The organism is Desulfomonile tiedjei DSM 6799 (assembly GCF_000266945.1).
In the GTDB taxonomy this organism is placed as follows: domain Bacteria; phylum Desulfobacterota; class Desulfomonilia; order Desulfomonilales; family Desulfomonilaceae; genus Desulfomonile; species Desulfomonile tiedjei.
The window spans coordinates 5,890,387-5,914,098 of sequence record NC_018025.1; the positions used below are offsets into that span (position 1 = coordinate 5,890,387).

A 23,712-nucleotide genomic window follows, 5' to 3' on the forward strand; every position below is an offset into this window, starting at 1 on the left:
CCTTTTGATTGAGGTCTCTGCGGCCGACGATCCGGTTGAGTGCGACTATCGGCGGGCGCTTATTCAAGTTCGTCGACCATTTTTTTGACCTGATCTATCACTTCAGTGACCTGACTCTGTGTCACGCAGAGACGTTGGGCCAATTCCAAAGGACTTACAAATCCCCCGATAATGAGCTTTCGAAAGAGTCGTTGAAGTTGCCGGTACGTAAGAGAATATTTTTCCATGAGCATCTGGTCGTCGAAACCGGATCTCAGGTCTTCCAGGACTTCTTTCGCACTCAAGGTCCGTTTCTCTTTCGTCATATGCGAATTCCGGAACTCCTAAAACGAAGTGTATGGGTAAAACCGACGAAACATTCTTGCGTGTATTGCTCGGATACTCAACAAAAACTTTGATGTTCGCAGTAAAATAGTGCGATAGATGAGGCCACGAATAAAGTGACATTATGGTATCCAGTGATGCATTATTCATACGGCAATGTCAGTTCTAGGATGCATGGAGCAGCTTTGATGCAGCAGAGACATGGGCTTTAAAGATGGCACGCGAATTGCTCAATTCGCAGTGTGCCATGTGGCTACCTCCTTGAAAGTCACGAGATACTGAAAGCCCTGGAAAAGCCAACTCTCCAGGGCTTTCGTTTTTGATTGCTCTGATGGATAAAATGGGTAGACTATCGGGAATGGAATAAAGGAGCAATCGAATGGAAGTGTGCAAGCTCTACTCTCTCAGTACCTGCAGCCATTGCAAAGCCTGCAAGAGATTCCTGGGTGACTGCGGGATCGAATATGAATTTACGGATGTGGATCTACTGCCGGATGACATGCGTACAGAGGCTCTGGACGAGATCAAACGACTGACCTCCCGATGCGCATTCCCCACTATAATTATCGGACAAAAGGTGATTGTCGGATTCAAGGAAGCCGAGATTAGAGAGGCTCTCGGGCTTTGAAGATGCGTGTTCGAGTGCAAAGCAGATTCTTGCATTGTGGGAGGAGTCTCCGGGCAAGAAGACGCATGCCTTGCGACGTCGTGTTTTCTAAACAAATACAGGACCGTAGACTCTCGATGCCATGCTTATACCATTTGGCAGTTGTGCACATAAGATAGCGAAGGCTGGGGTATCTTGAGCGGAGTGATTAGACGGCTCTGCGTCGTCCGGAGCGAGGGATACCTCCAGCCTCCCAGATTATGAGAAGAAAAGCGAATCCGTGTTACAAGATCGGGACTTCATTTTATGGAGAACCAAACATCTCTCTGCCAGTATGCTGCGCTGGTTTCAATAAGGAATATTGCGAATTTGTCTCCTCGGGGACAATTCCAGTACTTCAAGAATCCGTTTTGGAACTTGCCCTGCCAAGTTGTCCACATGTTCTGTGGATAACTTGGGTGTAACCCTGTGGATAATTTGATGCAACATCCTCTCTGACCACCTGATCGGCAAAACGCTCCAATCCGGAGCAGTTCAGTTCTATCGTAATAACGGGATCATAGTTGGAAGTGCCTGTTTATTTAAGGTGGTATGGAAAGAACAATGAGTTATTCACACCTGTTGATAAGTGGAACGTACGGAGGAAAAGCTTCAGAGCGCATTCGAGTATTCCTATACCCAAAAGCCTACCCGTTTGTACTGAGTAATACGAATGTGCGTTCAAAGAAGTAACGTCTAGCAAATCCGGTCCCGGCATGTCTCCGAAGCGAAGTCAGGCGGTGCCGTTCGTAGCGAGGGAGATTTGCCGGGACCGGCAAATAACAGGTTTCTCAATATTCCTTCTATGAAAGCATTTTGGTATAAGTCATGGTTAGGCTTCAACGGTAATAACCTGCCAGAATAGCGAGTAACACGTGCAGTTCAGAATGTTCTTTCGGCTACCCGAAACTGTTTTTAGAACCTTGTTGGTCATGGAGTTCTTTTATGACGAGGATATGGACTGGTATGAAGTAAAGGTCTTCCGAGGATCCGATTTGATTGGGTATGTGCATGGATATGCGAACCGAGGCTGGTCTCCTCAAGTGAACAACATCTGGGTAATGGATAAATATCGACGGGAGGGGATAGCGTCCGCAATGATGTCCAAGATTGAATCATATTTCGGGCAAATCCCTGTCCCGGGAACCCCGATTGAAGAAAACGAGGGGGCGGCGGCATTTTGGAGAAAGTACTTGTCCGGGAGATCTCCTCAAGGACGCGATCCAACCGACGAGAATGATTCTTTCATAGAGAGATGATATACATTCAGGGGGGATGAATTACATGTTCAAGAGTTCGAGTCCGACTTACTATGCGAAAACTTAAAGTCAAAGTAGACAGAAAAAGTGCAGTGGCCGCATTCAGGGCAGGGGCAACCGATGCAGACATGATGGAGAAGTTTTATCTTTCCGCACAAGGTTTGCACAAATTGTACGAGAAGTTGATTGCACTCGGGGAATTGGACCAGCGAGAAGTCAATCGGAGAATGTTCGCATCTCAGCAGTCCCATGTAGTGGAGTTAATTATGCCCAAACCTGTTCCCCATAAGAAAGCCGTAGTAGATGCGGAACAGGCGGTAAAGGACATCCGGGCGGGTTATAGCGATATTCTTCTGATGCAAAAGTACAATTTGTCCGCGAAAGGGCTCTCGTCGCTCCTGGAGCAACTCGTAGCATCGTCTCTGATAGAACCGTACGAGCTTGAAAAAAGGGAGAATCGCGTGAGGAAGTCCGACGTGGTTTCCGATCGCAACGAGGATACCACTGGGGGAGGGGATTGGAACCCGGAAGAATTTGTCCCTGCGAAAAAATCATGGTTATCGCGTCTCTTTGCGGATCACCAGATTTTCGTTGCCGCGCTTGCGGGTGGGATCGCCGGAATTCTTCTTGTAGGGATCTTTATCATGATTTTAGAAGGCACAGAGCGATTTTCCGCAAACCGTATTTCGCGAGAAAAGGAACGGGCGTTACAAGCAGCGAATAAGGCTTTGTTGACAGAGGCGCAGGACATGATAAAAATTCTGGATGCCATCGCACGGAACGAAGTTTCCGCTACGAACGGTTCAAGAAATCTTGCGTACCAGGAGTGTCTGCGTAATTGCGAAAAGAATCACGAATCTGAAGACGAGATGGATAAAGTCTTTGTCATAAACTGCAAGAAAGAATGCCTGGCTGTTCACAGTGAACGATTCAAGCGGATCCGTGAATTCTATCATTAGTCTGATCTTTCCTCGAGGGGTCCGCATGTCCGCTTCCACAAAAGGTTATCTCTGTGTGCTGATTGCTGCGGTTCTCTGGGCCTCTTCGGGAACTTCAGGAAAGGCCCTATTTGAGTCAGGCGTTGAACCGCTGGATCTCGTTCAGGTCCGTGTAACATTTGCATCCTTATTCCTTGCTTTCTTCCTGAGCATATTTTCCAAATCTTCGCTGAAAATCAGATGGAAAGATCTCGCCTATTTCCTGCTTCTCGGCGGTGTCGTAATGACACTGGTGCAGTTTTCGTATTTCTTTACTATCAGCAAGATTCAGGTTGTCGCTGCCATATTGTTGCAGTACCTTTCGCCGGTTGTTGTTGCTCTGTTCTCCATATTGTTCTGGAGCGAGCGTCTCACTGCTCTAAAATTGATTGCGTTGGTCGGTTCTTTGATCGGATGTTATCTCGTGGTAGGCGGATACAATCTCGAACTATTGCACATGAACCGGGTAGGAATTGCCTCGGGATTAGCTGCGGCCGTCTTTTATGCTTGTTATGCCCTCTTGGGAGAACGAGCGATGCATCGGTACAGTCCCTGGACGACTGTGTTCTATTCTCTCTTTTTTGCGGCTTTTTCCCTGAACCTTTGCTGTGGACCTCTCAAATTCCTTTGGCTCGGGTACACGTACGAGCAGTGGGCTCTCATGACGTATATTGTGTTATTCGGGACAATATTGCCGTTCGGCTTTTACTTTACCGGAATAAACTTCATCAGGTCGACTCGTGCCATGATAACTGCCACCTTCGAACCAATTTCCGCAGGCGTTATGGCCTATTTCTTCTTAGGCGAAAAGCTGGAGTATCTTCAAATCCTGGGAGCGATCCTGGTGCTGGCTGCTATTTTACTGCTGCAATTTCAGCAAGCGTCGGATCCCATGACTCCTGACCGAATCCGACGTGAGCGGAGCCTAATTCAGGATTGAGATTGCAGGAAGTTAACGTCTGTTTCGGGAGCATTCACATAATATCTGTTCGGTCGGACGAGCCAATCTGCAACATTGCATTCAATATAGCCCAAAAGTCTCTTGCCCTCGTTACATTTCTGTGACAGGCTCACAGCAGGGCGCACGGAAAATCACATTTATTTCATAACCTTGGATGCCTCAAGGGAGACGCGGCTTTTTTGCCTTTCCAAAGATCATCATCCGTTTGATGATCGGGTTCGCACGGAGTCCTGGAGTTTTATGAAAACACACGCGAGCTTTGAAGCAAAGACGTATTCCAAGGTTGACAGGCGTCTTATTCCATTCCTCTTCTTGTGCTACATCCTTGCATACCTGGACAGAGTAAACGTAGGGTTTGCAAAGCTGGAAATGCTCAATGAGTTGTCACTGAGCGATGCGGCTTTTGCTATGGGGGCAGGTATTTTCTTCATCGGCTACTTCTTCTTTGAAGTTCCCAGCAACATCCTTTTGAAAAAGTTCGGGGCTCGGATGTGGATTGCTAGGATCATGGTATCCTGGGGTATCATATCGTCGGCGATGATGTTCGTCCAAGGTGAATGGTCCTTTTATGCCATGCGCTTTCTTCTCGGAATAGCAGAGGCGGGCTTCTTCCCGGGAATCATCTACTATTTGACATTGTGGTACCCTTCCAAGATTAGAGCGACCAGAACCGCATGGTTTGTGTCAGCCATTGCCGTTTCCGGAGTAATAGGTAATCCCGTATCTGGTTGGATCATGGATACGACCTCGGGTCATATGGGAATGTCGGGATGGCAATGGTTATTTCTTATTGAAGGGATACCTTCTATTATAGTCGGAATATGGGTTTTCTTCTATCTGGACAGTAGCATTCAGGAAGCAAGATGGTTGAATGACAGAGAGAAGAGACTGTTGATAAAGAATCTGGATGTGGAGGATCTTCATAAGCATGAAGTAAGGGTTATCGACGCTTTCAAGAGTGGCAAAGTCTATGTTTTATCCACAGTCTATTTCACTTTGGTCATTGGTCTCTATGGCGTTACTTTTTGGCTGCCCACGATCATAAAAGCCTTCGGTATTAAGGATTATTCCGAAATTGGCTTGATTACTGCCATACCTTATGGCGTATCGGTAATTGGAATGATTCTTCTCAGTCGTAGTTCCGATCGAACAGGAGAGAGACGCTTTCACTACATATTCAACATCACTGCAGGCGCTGTCGGTCTGATCCTCAGCGGAGTTTTTTCTACCAGTCCCATTCTGTCCGTAATTTTCCTCTCAATGGCAACCGTCGGAATCATAGGGTCAATACCATTGTTTTGGCCCATACCTTCGGCATTCCTGACAGGCACGGCTGCTGCCGCGGGAATAGGAATCGTGAATTCAATTGGTAATCTGGGAGGTTATATAGGACCGAATGTCCCGATATGGGTGAAAACCTTTTCAAGCAATCCTTCCGCCGCTCTGTATGCCATTGCAGGCATACTGCTCATTGGCGCTCTTCTCGTAATGGTGTTCATACCGGAAAGTGTCAATACAAGACCGTCCGTATCTTTCGATGAGGAACAAATAAGTAGAGCCAAAAGCGCATAGTAGCGGTAGATTTCTCAGCACTGCAAAGAATACATTTTACTGGCTCTGTTGGGCAGGGCACATTCCCATGTTTTCGCGCCACTGCCTGTGCCCTTTTCCCATGCCCATCCCCATTCTGGGCATGAGGCACGCTCGATTTTTCAACACCGTGAGGAACACCTGTCGTTTTTCTTCGGGCAAAACAGCCATTGTTCTACTTATTCGGGAAAGAGCCTGACGCTCCATTTGCTCTTTCAGAGCGACGAGTTCTTTGATTTTGGGTTCTGCACTATTCAGGTCCTGAGGATTCTTTGCAATAAGCTCCAGAACCTCCAGGTTCTTCTCCGCGAGCTTGGAACGAATCTCGAGAAGACCGGTTCTGTCCTGCTGAGCCATGATCCGTCTGATTCCGCGTATGTCTTCAGGATTCACTGGGGCTTCGGGCTTATCCGATAATGCGATCATGGTGGCGCCGGTGACAGAACGTTCCTTCCAGATATGCCAACCGAGGGTGGCTGCAACTGCCAGATTGAGGGCAAGTGAAAAGACAAAAATGCCGATGAAGAGAGTCTTTTTCATTGGGAATTGTCCTCTGACCCGAACTCCACCAGCACATCGGAAAGCGAGTTACCCTGATCCGGAACAATAAGGTCCAGCGCTGAAGTATAAGGGTTCTGCATATACAGTTCCGAAATGGATCGACCCGCCAGATTGCCCAGTCCGATGGCCAGCAGCACAACCATTGCAAATACCGGAAGCTTTCTCCAGATGAGTTCCCGCTGCCGGGAGTCCCCTCGGACTAAACGGTCTTTGACTCTGACAGCCAGATCGGGACTCGGATTGGGATGCGGCAGATTCTCCAACGTATTGTTTAACAAAATCAATTGCTCATGAAACTTGCGACAATCAGGACACGAGGCTTCATGAGCAGTTAGCGCGTCATTTGAAGCCAACTCTCCATCGAGCAAAGCAGAGAGTCGTTCCTTGAAGTCTTCGCAGTTCATCTTCCTGTTCCTCCGTACCTACGTACCTATAATACAGTTTCTACAAAAATATCCCGCGGTTATTTTTCCAAATTCTTTAATATTTCCAGGAGTCGTTTCCTCGCACGAAATATGAGGGATTCCACAGAGGAGGCCGATGCGCCCATAACGGCCGCAATTTCTTCATAACTCATGCTTTCTTGAGCTTTCAGGAGAAGTGCTGTTCGTTGACGTTCCGATAATTGTGCCAAAGCTTGTTCGACTCTTTTGTGTTCTTGTTTTACGGTAAGCACCTTTTCAGGATTTCCGCACGCAGAGTGAGGATTTCCGGCAGAATCGAAATCGCGCTCATCATCATCTGTTGACGTGACGAACCGCAGAGTCTTCCGTTTCAGAGCGCTAAATACGTTTATGCTCTGGTTTCTGGTAATAGTAAGCAACCATGTTCTGAAATTGGCTTTCTCAGGGGAGAAACCGTCTAGGTGCTTGAAAGCTTTAAGAAACGTCTCCTGAACGATGTCTTCGGCTTCCTGCGTGCTGCGAGTGATGCCGTACGCCAGACGAAAGACCGCGTTCGTGTGGCGGTCTACCAGTATACTAAAGTCGAGGTCTGACCCTTTCTGAGCTTCTGCAACAAGCTCTTCATCGGTTTTTCGGCTATCCGGAATCATGTTCGTTTTGGAACTCTCACTTGCGTACGCTGAGATACCTGTATGTATACTCAAATTCTACCATCGAGGCTACGTACTCGATATAGTGTATCCATGAATTCGTCAACTATATGAAATGTCTGGATACGCCAGCCGGGAGCTAACCAGGGCTTCCTTTTATTTGACGAACCGGTATCCCTTGTCGTACACTGATCAATCCTATTCCATTACAGATGTGGTGAACAGCGATTGAGAGGAAATCGCAAAAGAGAATTGGGAGTATTTTCGCGTTTATGCGCATGGATTGTGATCGGAGGGCCCATCCTGATCCTTCTCGGTGGTCTGTCGGGAATCCTCGGAGGAGTAATCGGCTCGTTCCTGGCGTTTTCCGCTCATCTTCCCAGCATACCCGATCTCAAAGCATACAGGCCCAAGACCGTTTCCACGTTTTTCGCTGAAGACGGGTCTGTTATCGGCCTTTTCTACAGGGAAAGGCGTTTCCCTGTCCCCCTGAGTGAATTGCCCCCCCAAGTGATCCATGCGTTCCTAGCGGCTGAAGACGCCCGGTTCTTCTCCCATACCGGTATAGACGTATTCGGAATAATGAGGGCTTTTGCCAAGAACCTCTCTACAGGGAATTACACCCAGGGAGGAAGCACCATAACACAGCAGGTCACTCGGAATTTCTTGCTTTCCAAGGAGAAGAAGATTTCCCGTAAGATTCGGGAAGCTATTTTGGCATTCAGGCTGGAAAAGAACCTGAGCAAGAACGAAATACTCGAATTGTATCTGAACGAGATTTACCTCGGTCGAAGTTCGTACGGCATAGAGGCAGCCGCAGGCACCTATTTCGGAAAATCGGCCAAGGAATTGACTGTTCCTGAAGCTGCATTCATTGCCGGGCTCGTATCGAATCCGTCCAAGCATTCCTCCAATGTGGATTCCGCGATGAAGCGCCGCGAATTCGTGTTGGGCCAGATGCTGAAACATGGGTTCATTACTGCGGAGGAACATAGACAAGCATCCGCTGAAGAGCCCAAATTCCGAGAGAATCTGCCCAATCCGTTCGAGAGAGTGCCGTACTTTACCGAGGCCGTACGCAAATACATCATTGAAAAATATGGTGAAAACCGGCTCTACAACGAAGGGCTTCAGGTGTGGACCACCTGTGATCTCAATTTCCAGGACAAAGCCCAGGACGCGTTGATTGCAGGAGTAAAGGCCTGGGAGAAGAGAAGAGGCAGACCCGCAGGACTTGTGCGAAGACTCAAGCCCGCGGAAGCTCGCGCATTCTTGCAGGCTGAAGGTCCTTCGGTCTACAAAATGGGTGACATTGTGCAGGCCGTTGTCATTACAAACCATGCCACAGCGAAGAATCAGAGTAAACGGACAGCGGATAAGATTCAGAGATGTACCATGGGACTGCCCGGGGGCGCTCAATTCAGTGTCGACCTGGAGAGCGATCTCAAATACCGCGTGAACGATGTGTTGGAGTTTCGCGTTGATGAGACGCAAGGTTCGGTCTTGAGTCTCAAACAGGAAATGTTGCCGCCCGTTCAAGGGGCAATGGTTTGCATTGAAAACCACACCGGATATGTGCGTTCACTGGTCGGTGGACTGCAATTTGAGCGTTCGAGCTTCAATCGAGCCCTGCAAGCGGTTCGCCAGCCGGGAAGCGCTTTCAAGCCTTTCATTTACGCTGCGGCCCTGGAATGGGCCGGGTACAGTCCACAGACTCTGATTGTAGACGAACCGATTGCAGTCAATCTGAATCAGAACGGCCCCCCGTGGATGCCAATGAACTCGGATGGTCGTTTCCACGGGCCTATGACGTTCAGGCAAGCCTTGGCTCATTCTCGAAACATTATTGCCGTCAAACTGCTGATGGACGTGGGAATGGATCAGACAATCGAAACCGCGCGCCTCATGGGCATCAGCTCACCTTTGCACAAGAATCTGTCGCTCGCCCTGGGAGCATCGGAAGTGACCCCTTTGGAGCTGACGTCGGCTTACACTGTCTTTCCTAATATGGGCGTACGAATGAACCCTGTTATGGTCAAGAAAGTTGTCGACCGTTTCGGACGCGTTCTCGAAGACAATACTGTTACGCCCCTGGACGTGTCTGCTCGTACCATTCAGGATGGCCTGCGTGAACTGGAAACCGGTCCGGATGAGACAGATGACGTCGAAGTTCTTCAGCATACTGAAAACGAACAAAATCGCGCGTCTGAACAGAGACCAAAGGAGAGAGCCTCGATTGTCGAATCGATCATCGGAGAAAAGATTTCATCTGACGCAAATATGAACATGCAAAGAGTCTTGAGCCCTCAAACAGCTTTTCTGATGATCGGCGCTTTGAGAGAGACCTGCGTATCCGGGACTGCCGCAGCCACCGGCAGATTGCGAAGATCCGATCTTGCTGGCAAGACAGGAACTACGGATGATTGCACGGACGCATGGTTTGTTGGTTTCAACTCTCAGTACACCACTGGGGTTTGGATGGGGTTTGATGCAAAAGTCCCACTGGGCAGAAACGAATACGGCGGAACCGCTGCTCTGCCAGTGTGGATGAACTTCATGAAACAGATTCTGGCCGGAAAGCCTTCTACAGGGTACTTGCCTCCACCCGGTATAGTCTTTTTTGAGAACATCGACCGGGAGAAATCGCTGCAACCGGATCCAGCCTTGCTCATGGCCGCACCTGATTTGATCCCCGGACAAGCTATCAAGCAAGTATGCCCGATTGATACCATGTACGCGCCGGCGTCAGCGCAAAATGAAGCATTTCTCTACGGTGCTTCCACTCCCGATCAAGTTTATAGCCTGTATCCGCACTCAGTCCGGGTGCTCGCTCCGAATGGGCAAACCTTGGGATATGCTGCCTATTCCACGGATCAGAAGGGAAGGCTGACAATCGAACGAGACAGTATGATAGCCGCGCATGCAGATCCATACGATGAGGTGGAACAGACAATCCCCGAATCGACCTTTGAAGGATCGGGAGTGTTCGGGCAAAGACAGGGATCGGGGGCCACGCCTCAGTTTCTTCCACAAGGATGGTACCAATGACCGCTACTCGGAAATGGTCCGTATTCATCACACTCCTGGTGATATTCGGAGGAGGACTGGTCGTCGGTCTTTGGCTGAACAAACCTGTACCTACTCAGATGGTGATACCGCCGCCCAAATACGAAGCTCTCGAGTCCGGTGAAGCGGTGGTGATGCATGTATATCAGACGATCAGTCCTGCAGTGGTCAATATTGTTGCCACAAGTCTCTCGATGAATTTCTGGATGCAGCTTGTTCCTCAACAAGGTCAGGGCACCGGATTTGTCATCGATGCGGACGGGCATATCCTCACGAATAACCATGTGGTAGCAAACGCCAAAGAATTGGATGTGAATTTTCTCGGGGAAAAGAAGGTTCAGGCTCGGTTGGTTGGGCGAGATCCTGTGAGCGACCTGGCGGTCATAAAAATTAAGCCGTTCGCCCAAATGCAGGTCGCTCCTATGGGAGATTCGGATGTCCTTTCCGTTGGACAGCGAGTGGTTGCCATAGGAAACCCGTTCGGATTTCAACATACCGTCACCGCGGGATTCATCAGCGCTTTGAATCGCGATCTTATTATCGGTCAGCGGACCATGATGGGAATGATCCAGACAGATGCGGCCATTAATCCCGGTAACAGCGGTGGCCCACTGATCGACTCCAGAGGCCAGGTCATTGCTATCAATACTGCCATATACACACAATCAGGTGGTTTCGTGGGCATAGGTTTGGCAGTCCCCATTAACAGAGCGAAAAAAATCGCTGCTCAGATTATCAGGTTTGGTCGTGCCATCTACCCGTGGCTCGGGGTCACCTCCTGGATGGATCTCGATCCGAGGACAGCCGAACTCATGGGACTTAAGCCCGTGAAAGGAATACTCATATTCGAAGTGGCGGCAAACAGTCCAGCGGCCCGAAGCGGTCTCCGTGGAGGAAACCAGATAGCATCTTATCAAGGCAGACCGCTCATCGTGCGAGGGAGGCCTCTGGTTCTGGGCGGTGACGTAATTCTGGCGCTCAATGACATAGCTACTCCAACATTTGACGATCTCCAGAATCTTATCTTGGAACGAAATGTGGGGGACAAGGTTCAACTGAAATTGCTTCGCAACGGACAAGAGATGAATGTGGAGGTAACCCTGACCGAGGCCCCGCGCGTATCGCAAGAATAATGGTACTGGCCGGGTGAGGTTCTTTAGAATTTATCACCATTTCTGACACCATTTCGCAATTATGCATATAAGACAGCGCAGGCTGAGGTGTTCTGAGCGGAGTGATTCTCTTTATCTGGAGCAGTGCCCTCCATGGGTATTACTGGATGAAACTGTAATCCGATTTATGTGCGGGTTTGTCAGTATACGTGAGTTGGCAGATCATCCAGGCACTCTGTTGAAGTTCTCTCATGATTTGCCGAGTACAGCCTTGACTTGGAACGGGGATTAAAGTAGCACCTTGACTGTTCAGACTACTTCCGAGCATTCTTTCTGTGAAGAGGAGACAACATGAGACAAAAAAGCTTAATATTTTGTGCCCTGATATCCATCATTGTTGTTATGTCGTTTGCATGGGCAAAAGGGCCGGATCCTCAGATTGAAAAAGAAGTAAAGCAATATCTCACTGATTACATACAGGCGTACGAGAAAAAGGACCTCGCTGGAGTCATGGCGATGGTTGCCCCGGATGATAACGTAGTTTTCATAGATCCGGGCCCGAAAGGTCGTTATGTAGGTCCTGAGCAGATCAAGAAATCGTACGAGCAGGACTTTGCTCAGTTCAAATCGCTTGCCACAAAATACACGTGGATGTCGATTGACGGAAAAGGTGACCTTGCGTGGTTTGTAACAGAACTCACGAGCGAGGTGGATTTAGGTGATGAAAAATTCAGTTTGCCTGCACGCTGGTCCGGTCTTCTGGAGAAACGCCAGGGCAAATGGCTGCTCATCCAGTCACATTATTCGGTAGTGGAGCCGGAACCCGAACTGGAAGCGGAACCGGAAAAGCCGAAACCCAACTAGGACCGATTTGCTACCCCGAGAGGGATTTCCTCTTGACAGGAATGTTTTGTTTGCGATACATTAAAAAGATATCAGCAATGGGCCTTGTCACTGGGCTAGTGACCGAGGGCGGGTAGCTCAGCGGGAGAGCACCGGCCTTACAAGCCGGGGGTCACAGGTTCAAATCCTGTTCCGCCTACCACTACCGCTGATGTTGAACACGGGGGCGTAGTTCAGTTGGTTAGAACGCCGGCCTGTCACGCCGGAGGTCGCGAGTTCGAGTCTCGTCGCTCCCGCCACTAAAAGATAATAATGCCAAGGAGTTACCGAAACAACCCCTTGGCTCGTTTTTCAGTTGACCGCAGATTTGGTCACAATTTGATCACATACTTGCCGATTGAGGCCGTAACCCTCAGTCGGTTTTTTCTTTTTGTGACTATTTATCTGGATCTCTGTTTCTCCGTGGTCAAAACTCATCCCATCAATGGCGCGTATCAACTCCGCATCGCTGATCCTTCCATACCTTTCATTCACGCTGCGCCCCCGATACCAATGACCCATTATGGCTTCTCGTATTTCTAGGTCCATACCGGAACGTCTAGCGTTTGTTTTCCAAGCATGGCGTAAATCATGAAAATGCGGAATAGGTTCAAGACCAATTCTCTTAACAGCCTGAACCCAAGGTTTCCGAAGTGAATGTCTGCAGGGGGGCCTGCCCTCGATCAGAAACAAGCGGTCACTTCCCAGAGAGTGGACCTTCAGGACTTCTGTCAAGACAGGAATTAAGTCTTGATGTATGGGCACACGTTTCCACTGGCCTTCTTTCACATCGTCAGGTCCAAGGAGAATCATGCGGCGGTCAATCTTCAGATGCTTTCTGGTGAGCCCCAAAACTTCGCCTCGACGCATTCCTGTGTAGTAGGCTGTCAGAACAACCGGTCCCATCCATCCAGGCAGTTTCTCCACAATTCGGCAAAAGTGCTGAAAACTAATGTAGACTTGCCTTTCACCGGATTTTTCATTCAGGTTTTTGACGAGTCTTGCCGGATTAACGTCCATCAAGCGAAGGTCCATCAGCACCTGAAACATTCTTGATAGAGCTGACTTCTCCTTGTTGATGGTTGAAGGTGCCGCCTCTTCATTTAGTCGTTCTACCTGATACTGTTTTATTTCTGGAATCCAGATATTCTTAACCGGAAAATCCTTGCCCAGTTTTTCAACCAGACGGACGAAAGAGTGCTCATGCCTTTGCCTGTTTTGGCTATTCTTGATTTCTGGATATTTGATACACAGTTGCATAGCCTTCCACAGCGTAAGTTCTTCTGTTGGTTCAGTGTCTGACAAATCCGGAGGTATTTCCCAAGCCTGATTCTTGAACAACCTGACACATGCTTCGCGGCTCACAGGATCGAGTGCCCGGTAGTCACCCGCTCCAAGAGCTGTCAATACAGCTCGTTCTGTTCTAATTGCTTCAGCTTTGGATTGAGCCATTGTCTTGACATTGATGAGTTTGCCGTCAAAAGGACGAATTCTTAGATAATAAACCTGTCCTCTTTTCTTCACTGCCATGAGCGTATCTCCTTAAGAAGATCCGCCCTGTTGAAAACCCTCGACGATTTCGCACCTCCTTTCCTACCACAGGATTGTACGGGGGTTAGATCTCTCCTGTCAACACTTGCCAGGAAACTACATGATTCAATGTAATGATTTAGTTGCTCGTGAGTAAAACGACGATCTCTTGACGTCACTTGAACAAAACCGAGCTTTCCTTGCCGAGCCAGCTTATGAACAGTTTTGGTCGTTATCCCAAGGAGTGCCGCAACGTTTGCAGCATTTAGAAGTGGTAAAATAGGAACACATTCTAGTTTGCTGTTGAGCATCAACATCCTTTCCTCAGGAAGTATCCCGAAAAGAAGAGCGCTGGTTGATGTGTACGGAGATCAAGCTTCCACCAAAAGCATCTACCCTATATCGCTAACAAACTCCTTTCTTGGCAGGATCACACTGGATTCCCCTAAGCATACCCCGGGGGGAGGGGGCTAATGCGAAATCCCGTAACCGACTAACAGAGGGACCCTAAGTGACCTCTTGCATGTTGGGCGATTTTCGTGAAAATCGGAAACAACCGTAGTCAAGTTTCCATAGCTGGAACTGCAAGATCAAAAATCTTGCCGACAGCTCTTACTCAGGCAACCCTATCGATAGCGCCGTCCAGGAATAAGTCTGCGTACTTTTTTGTCAGGAGGTATGGATATAAAGCGCAAGCTGCTTCAACCCGACAGTACTCAGGGCGGTTGCCATTCAAGCAAAAGTAGCATTCGCTCCTGATTGCTCGAAACATCTGCTTGGGAGATGTGGACGGTTTTACATAGTAAAGGGCGCAAGGTTTTCCAGTGTTCAGGCATTCACCTACACATATTGGTCTGGGATTTTGATCTGTTCGGGGAGGAGAATCTGGGGCACAGTTTTCACACTTCTCAATCAATGCCATCCACATCTTCTCTTGAATCATTCTTTCGCATTCTGCCAAAATTCTTTTTCCTGCCATGCCTTACCCCTTTCATTTTAGTTTGAGTCCGTTATGCGATTGCATGTTTATAATAGACTGAAAATACACAGCAAAATATTGCCAAAAAGTGATATTCGCCATTTCTAGTGGTCATCTCTATGATTTGCCTTCCATGAGACCTCCATTTATGACTTGCCATCTTCGGTGGTGTAGATCTTTAAGTTCGGTATTGGACATTGTTCTGGAGTCTTCACAAACATCCTCCCTGTTGGTTAATGGTTTAAACGTCGCTGTGCCTTCATCCCAATAGAGCTTTACCTCGCCACAAGGACCGCTCCTGTTCTTCAGGATCAAGCACGATGCAGTTGTATCCGTAACCGAGTCGTTGTAATAGCCTTTTCTAAATAGCCCCAATACTACGTTTGCGTCTTGCTCTATTGCACCGGACTCTCGTAAATCGGCAAGGCAGGGGGGCCCACAATGTGATCCGGGATTTGATTGAGACGATTTAGGGACGTGAACCAGCGATACATTTGAGATGAACCTATTCAAGAGGCCAAATGAAGGCTTCATTAGCTTTGTTAATGGTATTCACGTATATTCTGTACGGATATGCCGTCATGTATACCGGCAGAAGAAGAAGTGTTATTGCTGTTGTTCAGAGTGTGCACACACGAAACACGTTTGAAAGGGGGAAAGGTCTGTTTCAGCTGCTCCGCTCATAGAAGCGCATATTTCACGACTGACGGATGTAGAGATTTTTATAACCTGAAACCCGCAAAGTTGTTCTGGGACATGATGTGCTGCGATGATTAACTTCAACGCGTCAGACGTATGGTTTAAGGATGTATTTTTCCATCAAGAAGGTTTTTTGACATGAAGATTGACCCGGATACTTGAAAAAGCTATAGTTGCTCAGCCGATAATCATTAAATTCGCGATAAGATTGTTTGTTTACGCAACCAGACTATATTTATTCAGACAGTCAACAGGCATGGCGAGAGCTGGCCAAACAGGTAGCGATAAAGGAGTATTAAAATGGAAACAATGAAAGATCTGGTTAAGGAAAGGGATAGATTGGTGCGTGAGCATGACTATGTAACAAAGCTGTTACATGAGCGCATAGCCATGCTGGAAGAAGAGGTGAAAATATTACGGAAAAAGCTGTCTAAGTTTGGCAGTCATGAGGGTATGGTTTTTGAGAATGTTTGTGCGTATCCGAAAGACGATAAGGGGGACTAGTATGAATGATACAAAAGAAACATATCTTACATTTGAAACAGTAGACCAGTTGCTGGAGGTAATGGATATAACAGAGGAAGATTTAACAACATTATCTGAGCAGGGGAAAGACTTAATAGCAGAAACGGAAACAAAAGAGAGGGATTAACCCCCCTCTTTTGTTTTATTTAGGCAACCAATCCATAGTTTTAGGATACATATCCCTTGCCCCACCAACAAAACCAGCAAACTCTGGGTTCGTTCTCATTATAAAACCTAGCAATTCATCTACACTTTCTTGTCCAATATTAAGTCTATTAGATAATGCTTTCGGGTTAATGGACTCTGCCATAAACTCTTCCCCTAGTTTGGGGTAGTTCCCCCGCAAGGCCGTCCAAGCGTTAAATGGCGCTTGATGTTCAGGTGACAACATTCTAAACTCAAAACCTAGTGACTCTGGTATGTCTCTTGCTAGTTTGTTTGGACTCACTAACCCTGTTAAACCCTCTGGTATATTGGCAAAAAAACGTTCCCTAGCCATATCAGTTATGTGTTGTGGTCTACCAAGGTATTTCTTGAACAGGTTTCCAAATTCATGTTTTAAAATATCATCTTGATTTATGATTGAAGACAATATCGTGTCTTTGGCAAACTTACCGTCAGGATATTTCCAAGTGGTCTGCATACCACGAGCATTGCTATATTCCTTCGGATCATAAAGACTTGGATGAAGGACTTCTGGAAGCGTTCGTGATGTAGTCTTTTTGGTTAATGGTTGCCCTGCGTCTGGTATATAAGGGATAACAAGATCAGATTTATTTTTTTCTGCTGTAGATGTGGTTTTTATAAGAAAGTTTTTAAACTCTTGAGGTAACTTATCGATATCTCTTGACCAGTTTCCTGTTATATCGACCGGGTTTATTCTCACACCAGCCATAGCCTGTGTCGCAGGATTACCCTCAATGAGATCTGCCAGGATCTTAGACAACGGCTCGTCTGTGTAACCTCCACTGTAAGCCTTGCGTGCAGTCCTAGCCAAATTGGCCATTAGAGCGTGTAAACGCCGGTTGAAAAACGCGACGAAAGCCGGGGCGGTCTAAAATCGCGGCACCCTTAACGAGCCTCACGTGATAAAGGACGTTCGGGAAATCCAGTGGGTTTCTCGATCAGTCCTTCATGAGGAGGCGAGAGGGGTGTACCGAGAGATGAAGAATTGGGCAGACATACGTTTTCAGGTTTTAAGGGAGGAGAAAAGCAGGCGTTCTGTGCTCCGTGAGACGGGTATGCATTGGACGACATTGAAAAAGATTCTGGATCATTCAGAGCCTCCAGGGTATCGCTTGAGCAAGGCGAGGCCCAAGCCGAAGATAGGACCTTTTCTCGATCGGATTGCGGACATCCTGGAGAGTGACAAACAGATACCCAAGAAGCAGCGTCACACGGCTAAGCGAATATACGAACGAATCAAGGGGGAGGGTTACCAGGGAAAATACACTCAGGTCAAAGAAGCGGTCAGCCGGATCTTCGCCGCGTTTTTTTAGCGTGGTAACAACGGAGGTAAGAATACTTCGTGTCCTGGCACCACTATCGGTTATGGAACCAAAGCTGACCTTTCTTGCAATCACTGAAGGTCGGAGATCTCTCTCCGCTAGGTTGTTGTCTGCAGGTATGTCCCGTGCTACAGCCCAATGGTACAAACGGTGTTCATTTTGGCGGAAAATGTCCTGCATTCGGCGAATCCCCTGATGGAGCGCCGGTTCATTCATGGCGGCTTTGATTTCTTCAGTGAGCTTAGCCGCTCGCTTATAGAATTCCTCATCGTCAGTCCGCTGGTTACGAAGCCCCTGAGCCAGGGCAAGCAATGGGGCTACCACTGCCACAAAGGTGGATACTTCCGCTTGATCGGGAAACTCTTTCTCCAAATCCTGTACATCACGCAAAAGATGGGCATAACAGTATTGAATCTCACACGGAGCCTTGTTGTAGGCCGCGTACCTATCTGCGACGAGAGTCCCCGGCAGAGGGTCTTTGCCAAAGACTGCTTGGGGAACCTTAGCCGAACGGTTCTTGCCGAATTGGAAGATGCTCAGATTCGGAGTCGCAAACAGCCATACATAGCCGTTTTCACCATCAGTCCTCCACCCCGTTTCATCTGCATGTTTTACCGGAGCTTGTCAATATTCCTCAATCAACCTTTGAGGCACCGACTCAAAGAGACGAGCACAGCGATGGAATATTTCCGTCAGGCTTCCCGAGCCCACTCCAGTTGATTCACAGATGCGCCCCATAGGAACGCCGTAGAAATAGTGCATGGCAATGGCATTGGCCATGAGCTGATTTCCATACAGACTCTTGGGAAGCACACCAGGAGCCGGAGACGTGAAGGAGCGCCCGCACTTATAACAATGTGTCTTGGGCAAACGAAACAACACCTTTTCAGGTTTGCCCGAAGGCATGTCCAGAACACTTCTTTCTGCCATGCTTTTTTCTCTAGAGGACCGCCGCATTCAGGACACAGATCGATGTCGGATTGCAAGTCCACAATGCGATCAGCCGATTCAGCCTCATGGCTTTTTCAGCCGTTACCCGGATGACCTAGCCTAGCCCCCTTGGGTTTCTTTTCTCTCTCTTCTGTGTTTGGTTTGATAGGTATTTTTGACGAGGGGGTAGAGGAGCCAAAAGCCCCATCTTCCATCTTACGTTGTTCCCGACGCAAGGCTGCTCGAAGGCTACTATTCTCCTCTTTGAGATCGTCGATCTCTCGCTGCTTGTCTAAACAAAGAGGACAAGCATTTATCGCCATCCGAGAACCTCAGAGCTAAGCATTCCGACACCTACTTCATAGTCCAATTCTCTACGAAACGCGATTCTAAAATTAGCCACTCTCCAAATTCAAATCAAATCACCGACAGTGACTGAGGCGTTACAATGACTCATCATTTCTTACTTGACATTTCTCATTTGCAAGGGTACGTAATAAGTATCTTATTTCGTTCCAAGTCTTAAGGCCGTTTTTTTGCGAGGAGAATGCGCCATGAGAGGATTTTTTGCAAAAGGGCTCTTGGTGCTGACAGGTGCTTTGTCACTGCTCGGCATAAACATCTCGTCCACAGATGCTTCTCCACAGCCCGTCAATGATGTAACTTCGATAACCAAGAATTCGCCACTTCATTTGCAACTCGGTTCACAATCGGATTTGAATCATGAATCCAGCTCAAGAGCAATCCTGAGTTGGCATCATTCGCATAGTTCACATGTGTCCCATGCTTCGCATCATTCTCATTATTCGTCACGCTAATAATCGGACTCCGTAATCGTGGTTGGATAAGAGTCAAAGCGCTGAGCAACGGTAGTAGTTTTGCAGAAATCAATGGCCATTCAAGTTGTTGAAAACACTAAGTCGCTCGATATTTTTGTAAGTAAGGCATTCTTCGAAAAGGTTGCTATATTTGCCGCTGCTTATAAATTGACGAGAGATTTCGTAGTAAATATAGAGCCTGCCCCAGACAACTGCGTTAAAATCTCAATTCAGCCAATATCCCCAGCATCAAATGATTTGTCCTATGCAGCGACAAATTTTAGGAACAATCTAATTGATGAGCAGCTTCGTTTAGAATTGGAACATAATTACGGTGGAATCAGGGAATTGATTGTAAAACACGCTTTCGCTCCCCTGGAAAATTTGTCTGGGGAGGTCAAGAAAATTGCAGGGCGAGAATAAGCCCTATTTCATTTTTCCTTTTCATTTTGAGCGTCATCGTGAACAGGGAAAATGCCTGCTGGTCAATCTAGTAGGGGAATTCATTTTTTTGTCTGATGATCATTTTGTGAAAATGGTGGAATATGATTTGGATTCTACCTCACCAGAATTCACCAATTTAAAGGCTAAACACTTCCTGACCGATACTGATATTGCTCCCATCGTGAATCTTCTGGCGATTAAATATCGAACTAAAAAGGCTTACTTAGATGATTATACGGCTTTACACATGGTCGTGGTAACTCTGCGCTGCAATCACCGCTGTAATTATTGTCATGCATCAAGTCAATCCGCAAACCAATATAATTGGGATATGCATCCAGAGACTGCACTGAATGTCGTTCGCACCATAATGGACACGCCTTCGAAATCAGTTAAGATCGAGTTTCAAGGTGGTGAGCCGGTCTTGAATTTCAAAACTATTCAGATCATTGTTGAAGAAGCTGAGAAATTAAATATACGAAAGAAAAAATTGTTATCTTTTGTGCTTTGTACCAATATGTCTTTGTTGACGAAATCACATTTTAGATATCTCAAGAAACACGGCGTCATGATATCTACTTCGTTAGACGGGCCTCAGCACATACATGATCTACACCGAACAATGCGAGACGGAAATAGCAGCTACAATATTTTCAAACAAAAATTGGAAGATGCTCGTTTGGTTATGGGCAACCAAAAAATTTCAGCTCTTATGACTACTACGAAAGACAGCCTACCTAATTTAGAACAAATAATAGATGAATATGTTTCTCAAGGATTTCACGGTATTTTTTTGCGAAGTCTTAATCCGTTCGGATATGCCCGTTCTTCAAAAAACAGATCGAGACTAGACTATCCAATTGATGACTTCATCGAGGCGTACAAGAAAGCTCTATTGTATATAATTGATCTGAATTTGAAGGGAGTCTTTTTCCCAGAATATTTTGCGACACTATTGCTCAAGCGTATATTGACTCCTTTCTCAACCGGTTTTGTGGATTTGCAATCTCCAAGCGGAGCTGGCATCTCGGGAGTGATCTACAATTTTGACGGAGATGTATACCCGACTGATGAGGCACGAATGTTAGCCGCAATGGGGGAGAAAAGATTTTGCATGGGGAATGTTAACCGTTCCTCTTTCGCTCAGATTTTCTCTGGGACTGTAATTGATGAGCTCGTAAATAAGTCTTGTGTTGAAACTCTCCCTGGCTGCCATTCCTGTGCGATTCAAACTTATTGCGGCTGTGATCCAGTAAGGAATTTTGCCGAGCAGGGAGATCCTGTAGGCCATCGCCCGACGAGTGATTTCTGCAAAAAGAATTATTCAATTATTTATTTTTTGCTGGGGCTAATTGAGCAAAATAACGATAAAATAATGGATGTCTTATGGTCGTGGATAACCGATAGGCCACTGAATTCCTGCGGAGGTAACTCTTGTGAAAGAGTTTAAGGGGAACTGTTTGCGCTATGGTGGCCCTGTTATCGGTCGCATCAAGCGGAATCCAAGATTGAGCCCGGGATCAGAAGCAGTTCTAGTCCTTTCTGAGCCATACGATAGTATTAGCCTTCGTTTGTCACTACCATTTTGGCCAATCAAGAATTTAGTTGGAGTTTTAATAGATGCCGAGGGCTTATCCCAGGCGCATTCCAGTATTCCCACCGTGGTATCATTTTCCAGAGATTGTCTTGAACAATTGGATGACGGTGACGTGATCCTTATAGAACCTAATGGAAAGGTAGTGGTTCTTTATCAGATTAACTCTGATCACAACAGTATATGTATAACTAAGAAGTGCAATGCAGCCTGTGTGATGTGCCCCCAGCCACCTGTGAATGTAGACAACGATCTGGACAGTATTCTTAAATTGATTCAGCTAATGGATTCTCGTCACACCAAATGTCTCGCCATTACTGGCGGGGAACCCACATTGAAAGAAACGCATTTAGTGCATGTCATAAAGGCTTGTCGCAAAAGTTTGCCTTCAACACAATTAGTACTGTTAACGAACGGCAAAAAGCTTTCCGACTTGGAGCTTGCAAAACGGATTGTGTCTGCAGCTAACGGACTAATTAGATTTGAGATTCCCTTGTACTCAGATAATGACATAAGCCACGATGCCATTATGGGAGTGAAGGGCTGTTTCTACCAAACAATCGAGGGAATTCATAATCTTGCCTTACTCAAGCAGCCTCTGGGGTTGCGTATAGTCCTTCATAAGATGACGGTCGAGCGCCTCCCAAATTATGCAGAATTCACTTATCGTAATCTGCCGTTTGTTCGTCAAGTGGCTTTCATGGGTATGGAGACAATCGGGCTGGCTCACACGAATTTGGATAAATTGTGGATTGAGCCAGTGGACTACTTGGAGCACCTTTCACGTGCTGTGCGACATTTATCTCGCAGAATGATGGGAGTCTCTATTTATAATCATCAACTCTGTTTGCTGCCGCCCGATCTGTGGCAGTTTGCCAGAAGATCAATTAGCACATGGAAAGAGCACTACCTAGAAATGTGCGATGAATGTGCTGCTAAAAAATTCTGTTGCGGCTTTTTCTCCACAGGAACAAGAAACAGCGACTTTGTACATCCTCTTTCGGATCATGAAATACCCTCATATTTCTCTTGGTAACTAAAGGCTCCATGTGTCGTTATCCAAAATGGCCGGAGAGGCAGCCGTTGACACTCAAGAGGGGATTTTAGTGAAAGGAAAGCTTGAATGGGTCTTGTCAGGAATACTGCTCCAAGAATCACCAGTCGTCTATGGATCATTTTTCTCTGCCTTTTTCCTACCGCCGTTTTCTCATGGTCTGGAAAATGTGTGGCGGTGACCGACGGGGATACCATTAGCGTCATGCATCATGATACAGCCGAGAAGATCAGGCTTTACGGTATAGATTGCCCCGAAGGTCATCAGGCTTTCGGTAATAGGGCGAAGCATTTCACGTCCAATATGGTGTTCGGTAAGCTTGTCGAAATAGAGCCAGTGGCTACAGACCGATATGGGCGTACAGTTGCGTGGGTTATTGTTGATGGAAAGTCAGTAAACAAGGAATTGGTCAGAGCTGGCATGGCTTGGTGGTTCCAGAAGTATGCGCCTGATGATTCTCAAATTAGAGAGCTTGAAAAACAAGCAAGAAATGCCAGAGTCGGATTGTGGGGTGATCCCAATCCGGTGCCTCCATGGGAGTTCAGACGACCACAATCACTTCACAAGAAAATTAAGGAAGCTATTCAAGCGAATAACAGCATCATTTACCACGGAAATATTAAATCGCAGGTGTTCCATGGTCCCTCCTGCAAAGCATACGACTGCAAGAATTGTGTTGTAAACTTCAATTCTAGAGAATCAGCAATTTCTGCGGGGTACAAACCCTGTGGAACATGCCGACCGTAACGTCTGATTATTCTAATATCTCTGACTGTTGACGTCTGAACTTAGCGAACCTCAGTTTGATCTTTGCACTATAAGACTTCAACTCTGGATAGAAGCCGAGAGGGGATGCGAGATAAACTATGGTCATAGTAGTTCCAAATGCTTCTTAAGTGCCGGATTGTTTTTGTGACATCGCTTTTGCTAGAGCTTCTTCAAATTCCCTGCGATCCGCTGATTTTTTTGGCTTTGCGTGATTGCTGAGTCTCCTTAGCCCAAGCTGCTTTGACAGTGTGACCAGAGCCATGTTTTCCAAGCTTTTCGAATTTGTCGTCCTGCTTTTTGCCGATCGGACCTCTCTGGCAACTACTCAGGCTTTTTAACATTCTTTGACACTTGTTATGGCTCGGATGATCTTGCATCTAATACGAGTGACCGCCGCCAGGATCGGGGACTGCCTTAGCACGCTTCTTCCC

General features: G+C 47.0%; 23 protein-coding genes, 2 tRNA genes and 1 pseudogene. 16 read left to right on the top strand and 10 right to left on the bottom strand.

Translation table 11 applies throughout. The features are described 5' to 3' along the window. Positions 1–59 precede the first annotated feature (59 nt). The gene (locus DESTI_RS25280; RefSeq protein WP_014812807.1) at positions 60–305 is read right to left on the bottom strand and encodes a hypothetical protein; all 246 of its coding nucleotides are present in this window, start codon (positions 303–305) and stop codon (positions 60–62) included. A 398-nt stretch (positions 306–703) separates the two neighbouring features. Between DESTI_RS25280 and DESTI_RS25285 the strand changes: the two genes are divergently transcribed. The 5 genes from DESTI_RS25285 (at position 704) to DESTI_RS25305 (ending at position 5,739) form a co-directional block, all read left to right on the top strand. Next, positions 704–952 carry a glutaredoxin family protein gene (locus DESTI_RS25285; RefSeq protein ID WP_014812808.1) on the top strand — a complete coding sequence of 83 codons (249 nt, stop codon included), beginning with the start codon at positions 704–706 and terminating at the stop codon, positions 950–952. Positions 953–1,845: 893 nt separating this feature from the next. Continuing rightward, positions 1,846–2,229, top strand: a complete 384-nt coding sequence (locus tag DESTI_RS25290; protein WP_014812809.1) for a GNAT family N-acetyltransferase — start codon at positions 1,846–1,848, stop codon at positions 2,227–2,229. Positions 2,230–2,282: 53 nt separating this feature from the next. After that, entirely contained in the window at positions 2,283–3,188 is a 906-nt protein-coding gene (locus DESTI_RS25295) for a hypothetical protein (RefSeq protein ID WP_014812810.1), read from the top strand. Positions 3,189–3,213: 25 nt separating this feature from the next. After that, complete coding sequence (locus DESTI_RS25300) at positions 3,214–4,146, top strand: DMT family transporter (protein ID WP_014812811.1); 933 nt, start codon at positions 3,214–3,216, stop codon at positions 4,144–4,146. Between the two features lie 261 nt (positions 4,147–4,407). Continuing rightward, positions 4,408–5,739 carry an MFS transporter gene (locus DESTI_RS25305; protein WP_014812812.1) on the top strand — a complete coding sequence of 444 codons (1,332 nt, stop codon included), beginning with the start codon at positions 4,408–4,410 and terminating at the stop codon, positions 5,737–5,739. Between the two features lie 36 nt (positions 5,740–5,775). On the opposite strand, the gene DESTI_RS25310 is transcribed toward DESTI_RS25305, so the two are convergent. Genes DESTI_RS25310 through DESTI_RS25320 form a run of 3 tightly spaced genes read right to left on the bottom strand, consistent with a single transcriptional unit; the run spans position 5,776 to position 7,372 of the window. Beyond that, positions 5,776–6,297, bottom strand: a complete 522-nt coding sequence (locus DESTI_RS25310; RefSeq protein WP_014812813.1) for a periplasmic heavy metal sensor — start codon at positions 6,295–6,297, stop codon at positions 5,776–5,778. Beyond that, a complete protein-coding gene (locus DESTI_RS25315; protein ID WP_014812814.1) occupies positions 6,294–6,722 on the bottom strand; it encodes an anti-sigma factor family protein in 429 nt (142 codons plus the stop codon). Before DESTI_RS25315 ends, DESTI_RS25310 begins: the two co-directional genes overlap by 4 nt. 59 nt (positions 6,723–6,781) lie before the next feature. After that, complete coding sequence (locus tag DESTI_RS25320) at positions 6,782–7,372, bottom strand: RNA polymerase sigma factor (protein WP_014812815.1); 591 nt, start codon at positions 7,370–7,372, stop codon at positions 6,782–6,784. A gap of 228 nt (positions 7,373–7,600) precedes the next feature. Here DESTI_RS25320 and DESTI_RS25325 point away from each other — a divergent pair, with 228 nt between their 5' ends. The 5 genes from DESTI_RS25325 to DESTI_RS25345 all read left to right on the top strand — a co-directional run bounded on the left by DESTI_RS25325 (position 7,601) and on the right by DESTI_RS25345 (position 12,692). Further along, entirely contained in the window at positions 7,601–10,420 is a 2,820-nt protein-coding gene (locus DESTI_RS25325; RefSeq protein ID WP_157212273.1) for a penicillin-binding protein 1A, read from the top strand. Next, positions 10,417–11,571, top strand: coding sequence for a S1C family serine protease (locus DESTI_RS25330; RefSeq protein ID WP_014812817.1), 1,155 nt, complete (start codon positions 10,417–10,419; stop codon positions 11,569–11,571). Before DESTI_RS25325 ends, DESTI_RS25330 begins: the two co-directional genes overlap by 4 nt. 330 nt (positions 11,572–11,901) lie before the next feature. Continuing rightward, positions 11,902–12,414 (top strand): nuclear transport factor 2 family protein, encoded by a 513-nt coding sequence (locus tag DESTI_RS25335; RefSeq protein ID WP_014812818.1) that lies wholly within the window; start codon positions 11,902–11,904, stop codon positions 12,412–12,414. Positions 12,415–12,520: 106 nt separating this feature from the next. Then, positions 12,521–12,595: transfer RNA gene (locus tag DESTI_RS25340), tRNA-Val, on the top strand. 20 nt (positions 12,596–12,615) lie between these two features. After that, positions 12,616–12,692: transfer RNA gene (locus DESTI_RS25345), tRNA-Asp, on the top strand. Between the two features lie 52 nt (positions 12,693–12,744). On the opposite strand, the gene DESTI_RS25350 is transcribed toward DESTI_RS25345, so the two are convergent. The 3 genes from DESTI_RS25350 to DESTI_RS31845 all read right to left on the bottom strand — a co-directional run bounded on the left by DESTI_RS25350 (position 12,745) and on the right by DESTI_RS31845 (position 15,475). Beyond that, positions 12,745–13,962 (bottom strand): tyrosine-type recombinase/integrase, encoded by a 1,218-nt coding sequence (locus tag DESTI_RS25350; RefSeq protein WP_014812819.1) that lies wholly within the window; start codon positions 13,960–13,962, stop codon positions 12,745–12,747. Continuing rightward, positions 13,953–14,279 (bottom strand): helix-turn-helix domain-containing protein, encoded by a 327-nt coding sequence (locus tag DESTI_RS25355; protein ID WP_014812820.1) that lies wholly within the window; start codon positions 14,277–14,279, stop codon positions 13,953–13,955. The genes DESTI_RS25350 and DESTI_RS25355 overlap by 10 nt, the downstream gene beginning before the upstream one ends. Before the next feature lie 779 nt (positions 14,280–15,058). Beyond that, entirely contained in the window at positions 15,059–15,475 is a 417-nt protein-coding gene (locus tag DESTI_RS31845; protein WP_083846888.1) for a DnaB-like helicase C-terminal domain-containing protein, read from the bottom strand. Between the two features lie 465 nt (positions 15,476–15,940). Between DESTI_RS31845 and DESTI_RS25365 the strand changes: the two genes are divergently transcribed. Together DESTI_RS25365 and DESTI_RS31010 are read left to right on the top strand one after the other, a co-directional pair. Beyond that, positions 15,941–16,144 carry a hypothetical protein gene (locus tag DESTI_RS25365; protein ID WP_014812823.1) on the top strand — a complete coding sequence of 68 codons (204 nt, stop codon included), beginning with the start codon at positions 15,941–15,943 and terminating at the stop codon, positions 16,142–16,144. Between the two features lies 1 nt (position 16,145). Next, a complete protein-coding gene (locus DESTI_RS31010; protein WP_014812824.1) occupies positions 16,146–16,292 on the top strand; it encodes a hypothetical protein in 147 nt (48 codons plus the stop codon). A gap of 15 nt (positions 16,293–16,307) precedes the next feature. Here the strand turns inward: DESTI_RS31010 and DESTI_RS25370 are convergent, their stop codons facing one another. The 3 genes and pseudogenes from DESTI_RS25370 to DESTI_RS31485 all read right to left on the bottom strand — a co-directional run bounded on the left by DESTI_RS25370 (position 16,308) and on the right by DESTI_RS31485 (position 18,603). Continuing rightward, entirely contained in the window at positions 16,308–17,060 is a 753-nt protein-coding gene (locus DESTI_RS25370) for a hypothetical protein (protein ID WP_157212274.1), read from the bottom strand. A 382-nt stretch (positions 17,061–17,442) separates the two neighbouring features. Continuing rightward, positions 17,443–18,237 (bottom strand): annotated as a pseudogene (locus tag DESTI_RS31480) (IS66 family transposase); the annotation flags it as partial. Positions 18,238–18,297: 60 nt separating this feature from the next. Beyond that, positions 18,298–18,603, bottom strand: a complete 306-nt coding sequence (locus tag DESTI_RS31485; RefSeq protein ID WP_237671454.1) for a hypothetical protein — start codon at positions 18,601–18,603, stop codon at positions 18,298–18,300. Between the two features lie 890 nt (positions 18,604–19,493). On the opposite strand from DESTI_RS31485, the gene hxsD reads away from it, so the two are divergent. From hxsD to DESTI_RS25410, 4 genes are all read left to right on the top strand, one after another. After that, entirely contained in the window at positions 19,494–19,844 is a 351-nt protein-coding gene (gene hxsD, locus DESTI_RS25395; protein ID WP_014812827.1) for a His-Xaa-Ser system protein HxsD, read from the top strand. Beyond that, positions 19,828–21,315 (top strand): His-Xaa-Ser system radical SAM maturase HxsB, encoded by a 1,488-nt coding sequence (gene hxsB, locus DESTI_RS25400; protein WP_014812828.1) that lies wholly within the window; start codon positions 19,828–19,830, stop codon positions 21,313–21,315. The genes hxsD and hxsB overlap by 17 nt, the downstream gene beginning before the upstream one ends. After that, positions 21,302–22,495, top strand: a complete 1,194-nt coding sequence (gene hxsC, locus DESTI_RS25405) for a His-Xaa-Ser system radical SAM maturase HxsC (protein ID WP_014812829.1) — start codon at positions 21,302–21,304, stop codon at positions 22,493–22,495. Before hxsB ends, hxsC begins: the two co-directional genes overlap by 14 nt. 87 nt (positions 22,496–22,582) lie before the next feature. Beyond that, positions 22,583–23,260 (top strand): thermonuclease family protein, encoded by a 678-nt coding sequence (locus DESTI_RS25410; RefSeq protein ID WP_014812830.1) that lies wholly within the window; start codon positions 22,583–22,585, stop codon positions 23,258–23,260. The last annotated feature ends 452 nt before the right edge of the window (positions 23,261–23,712 follow it).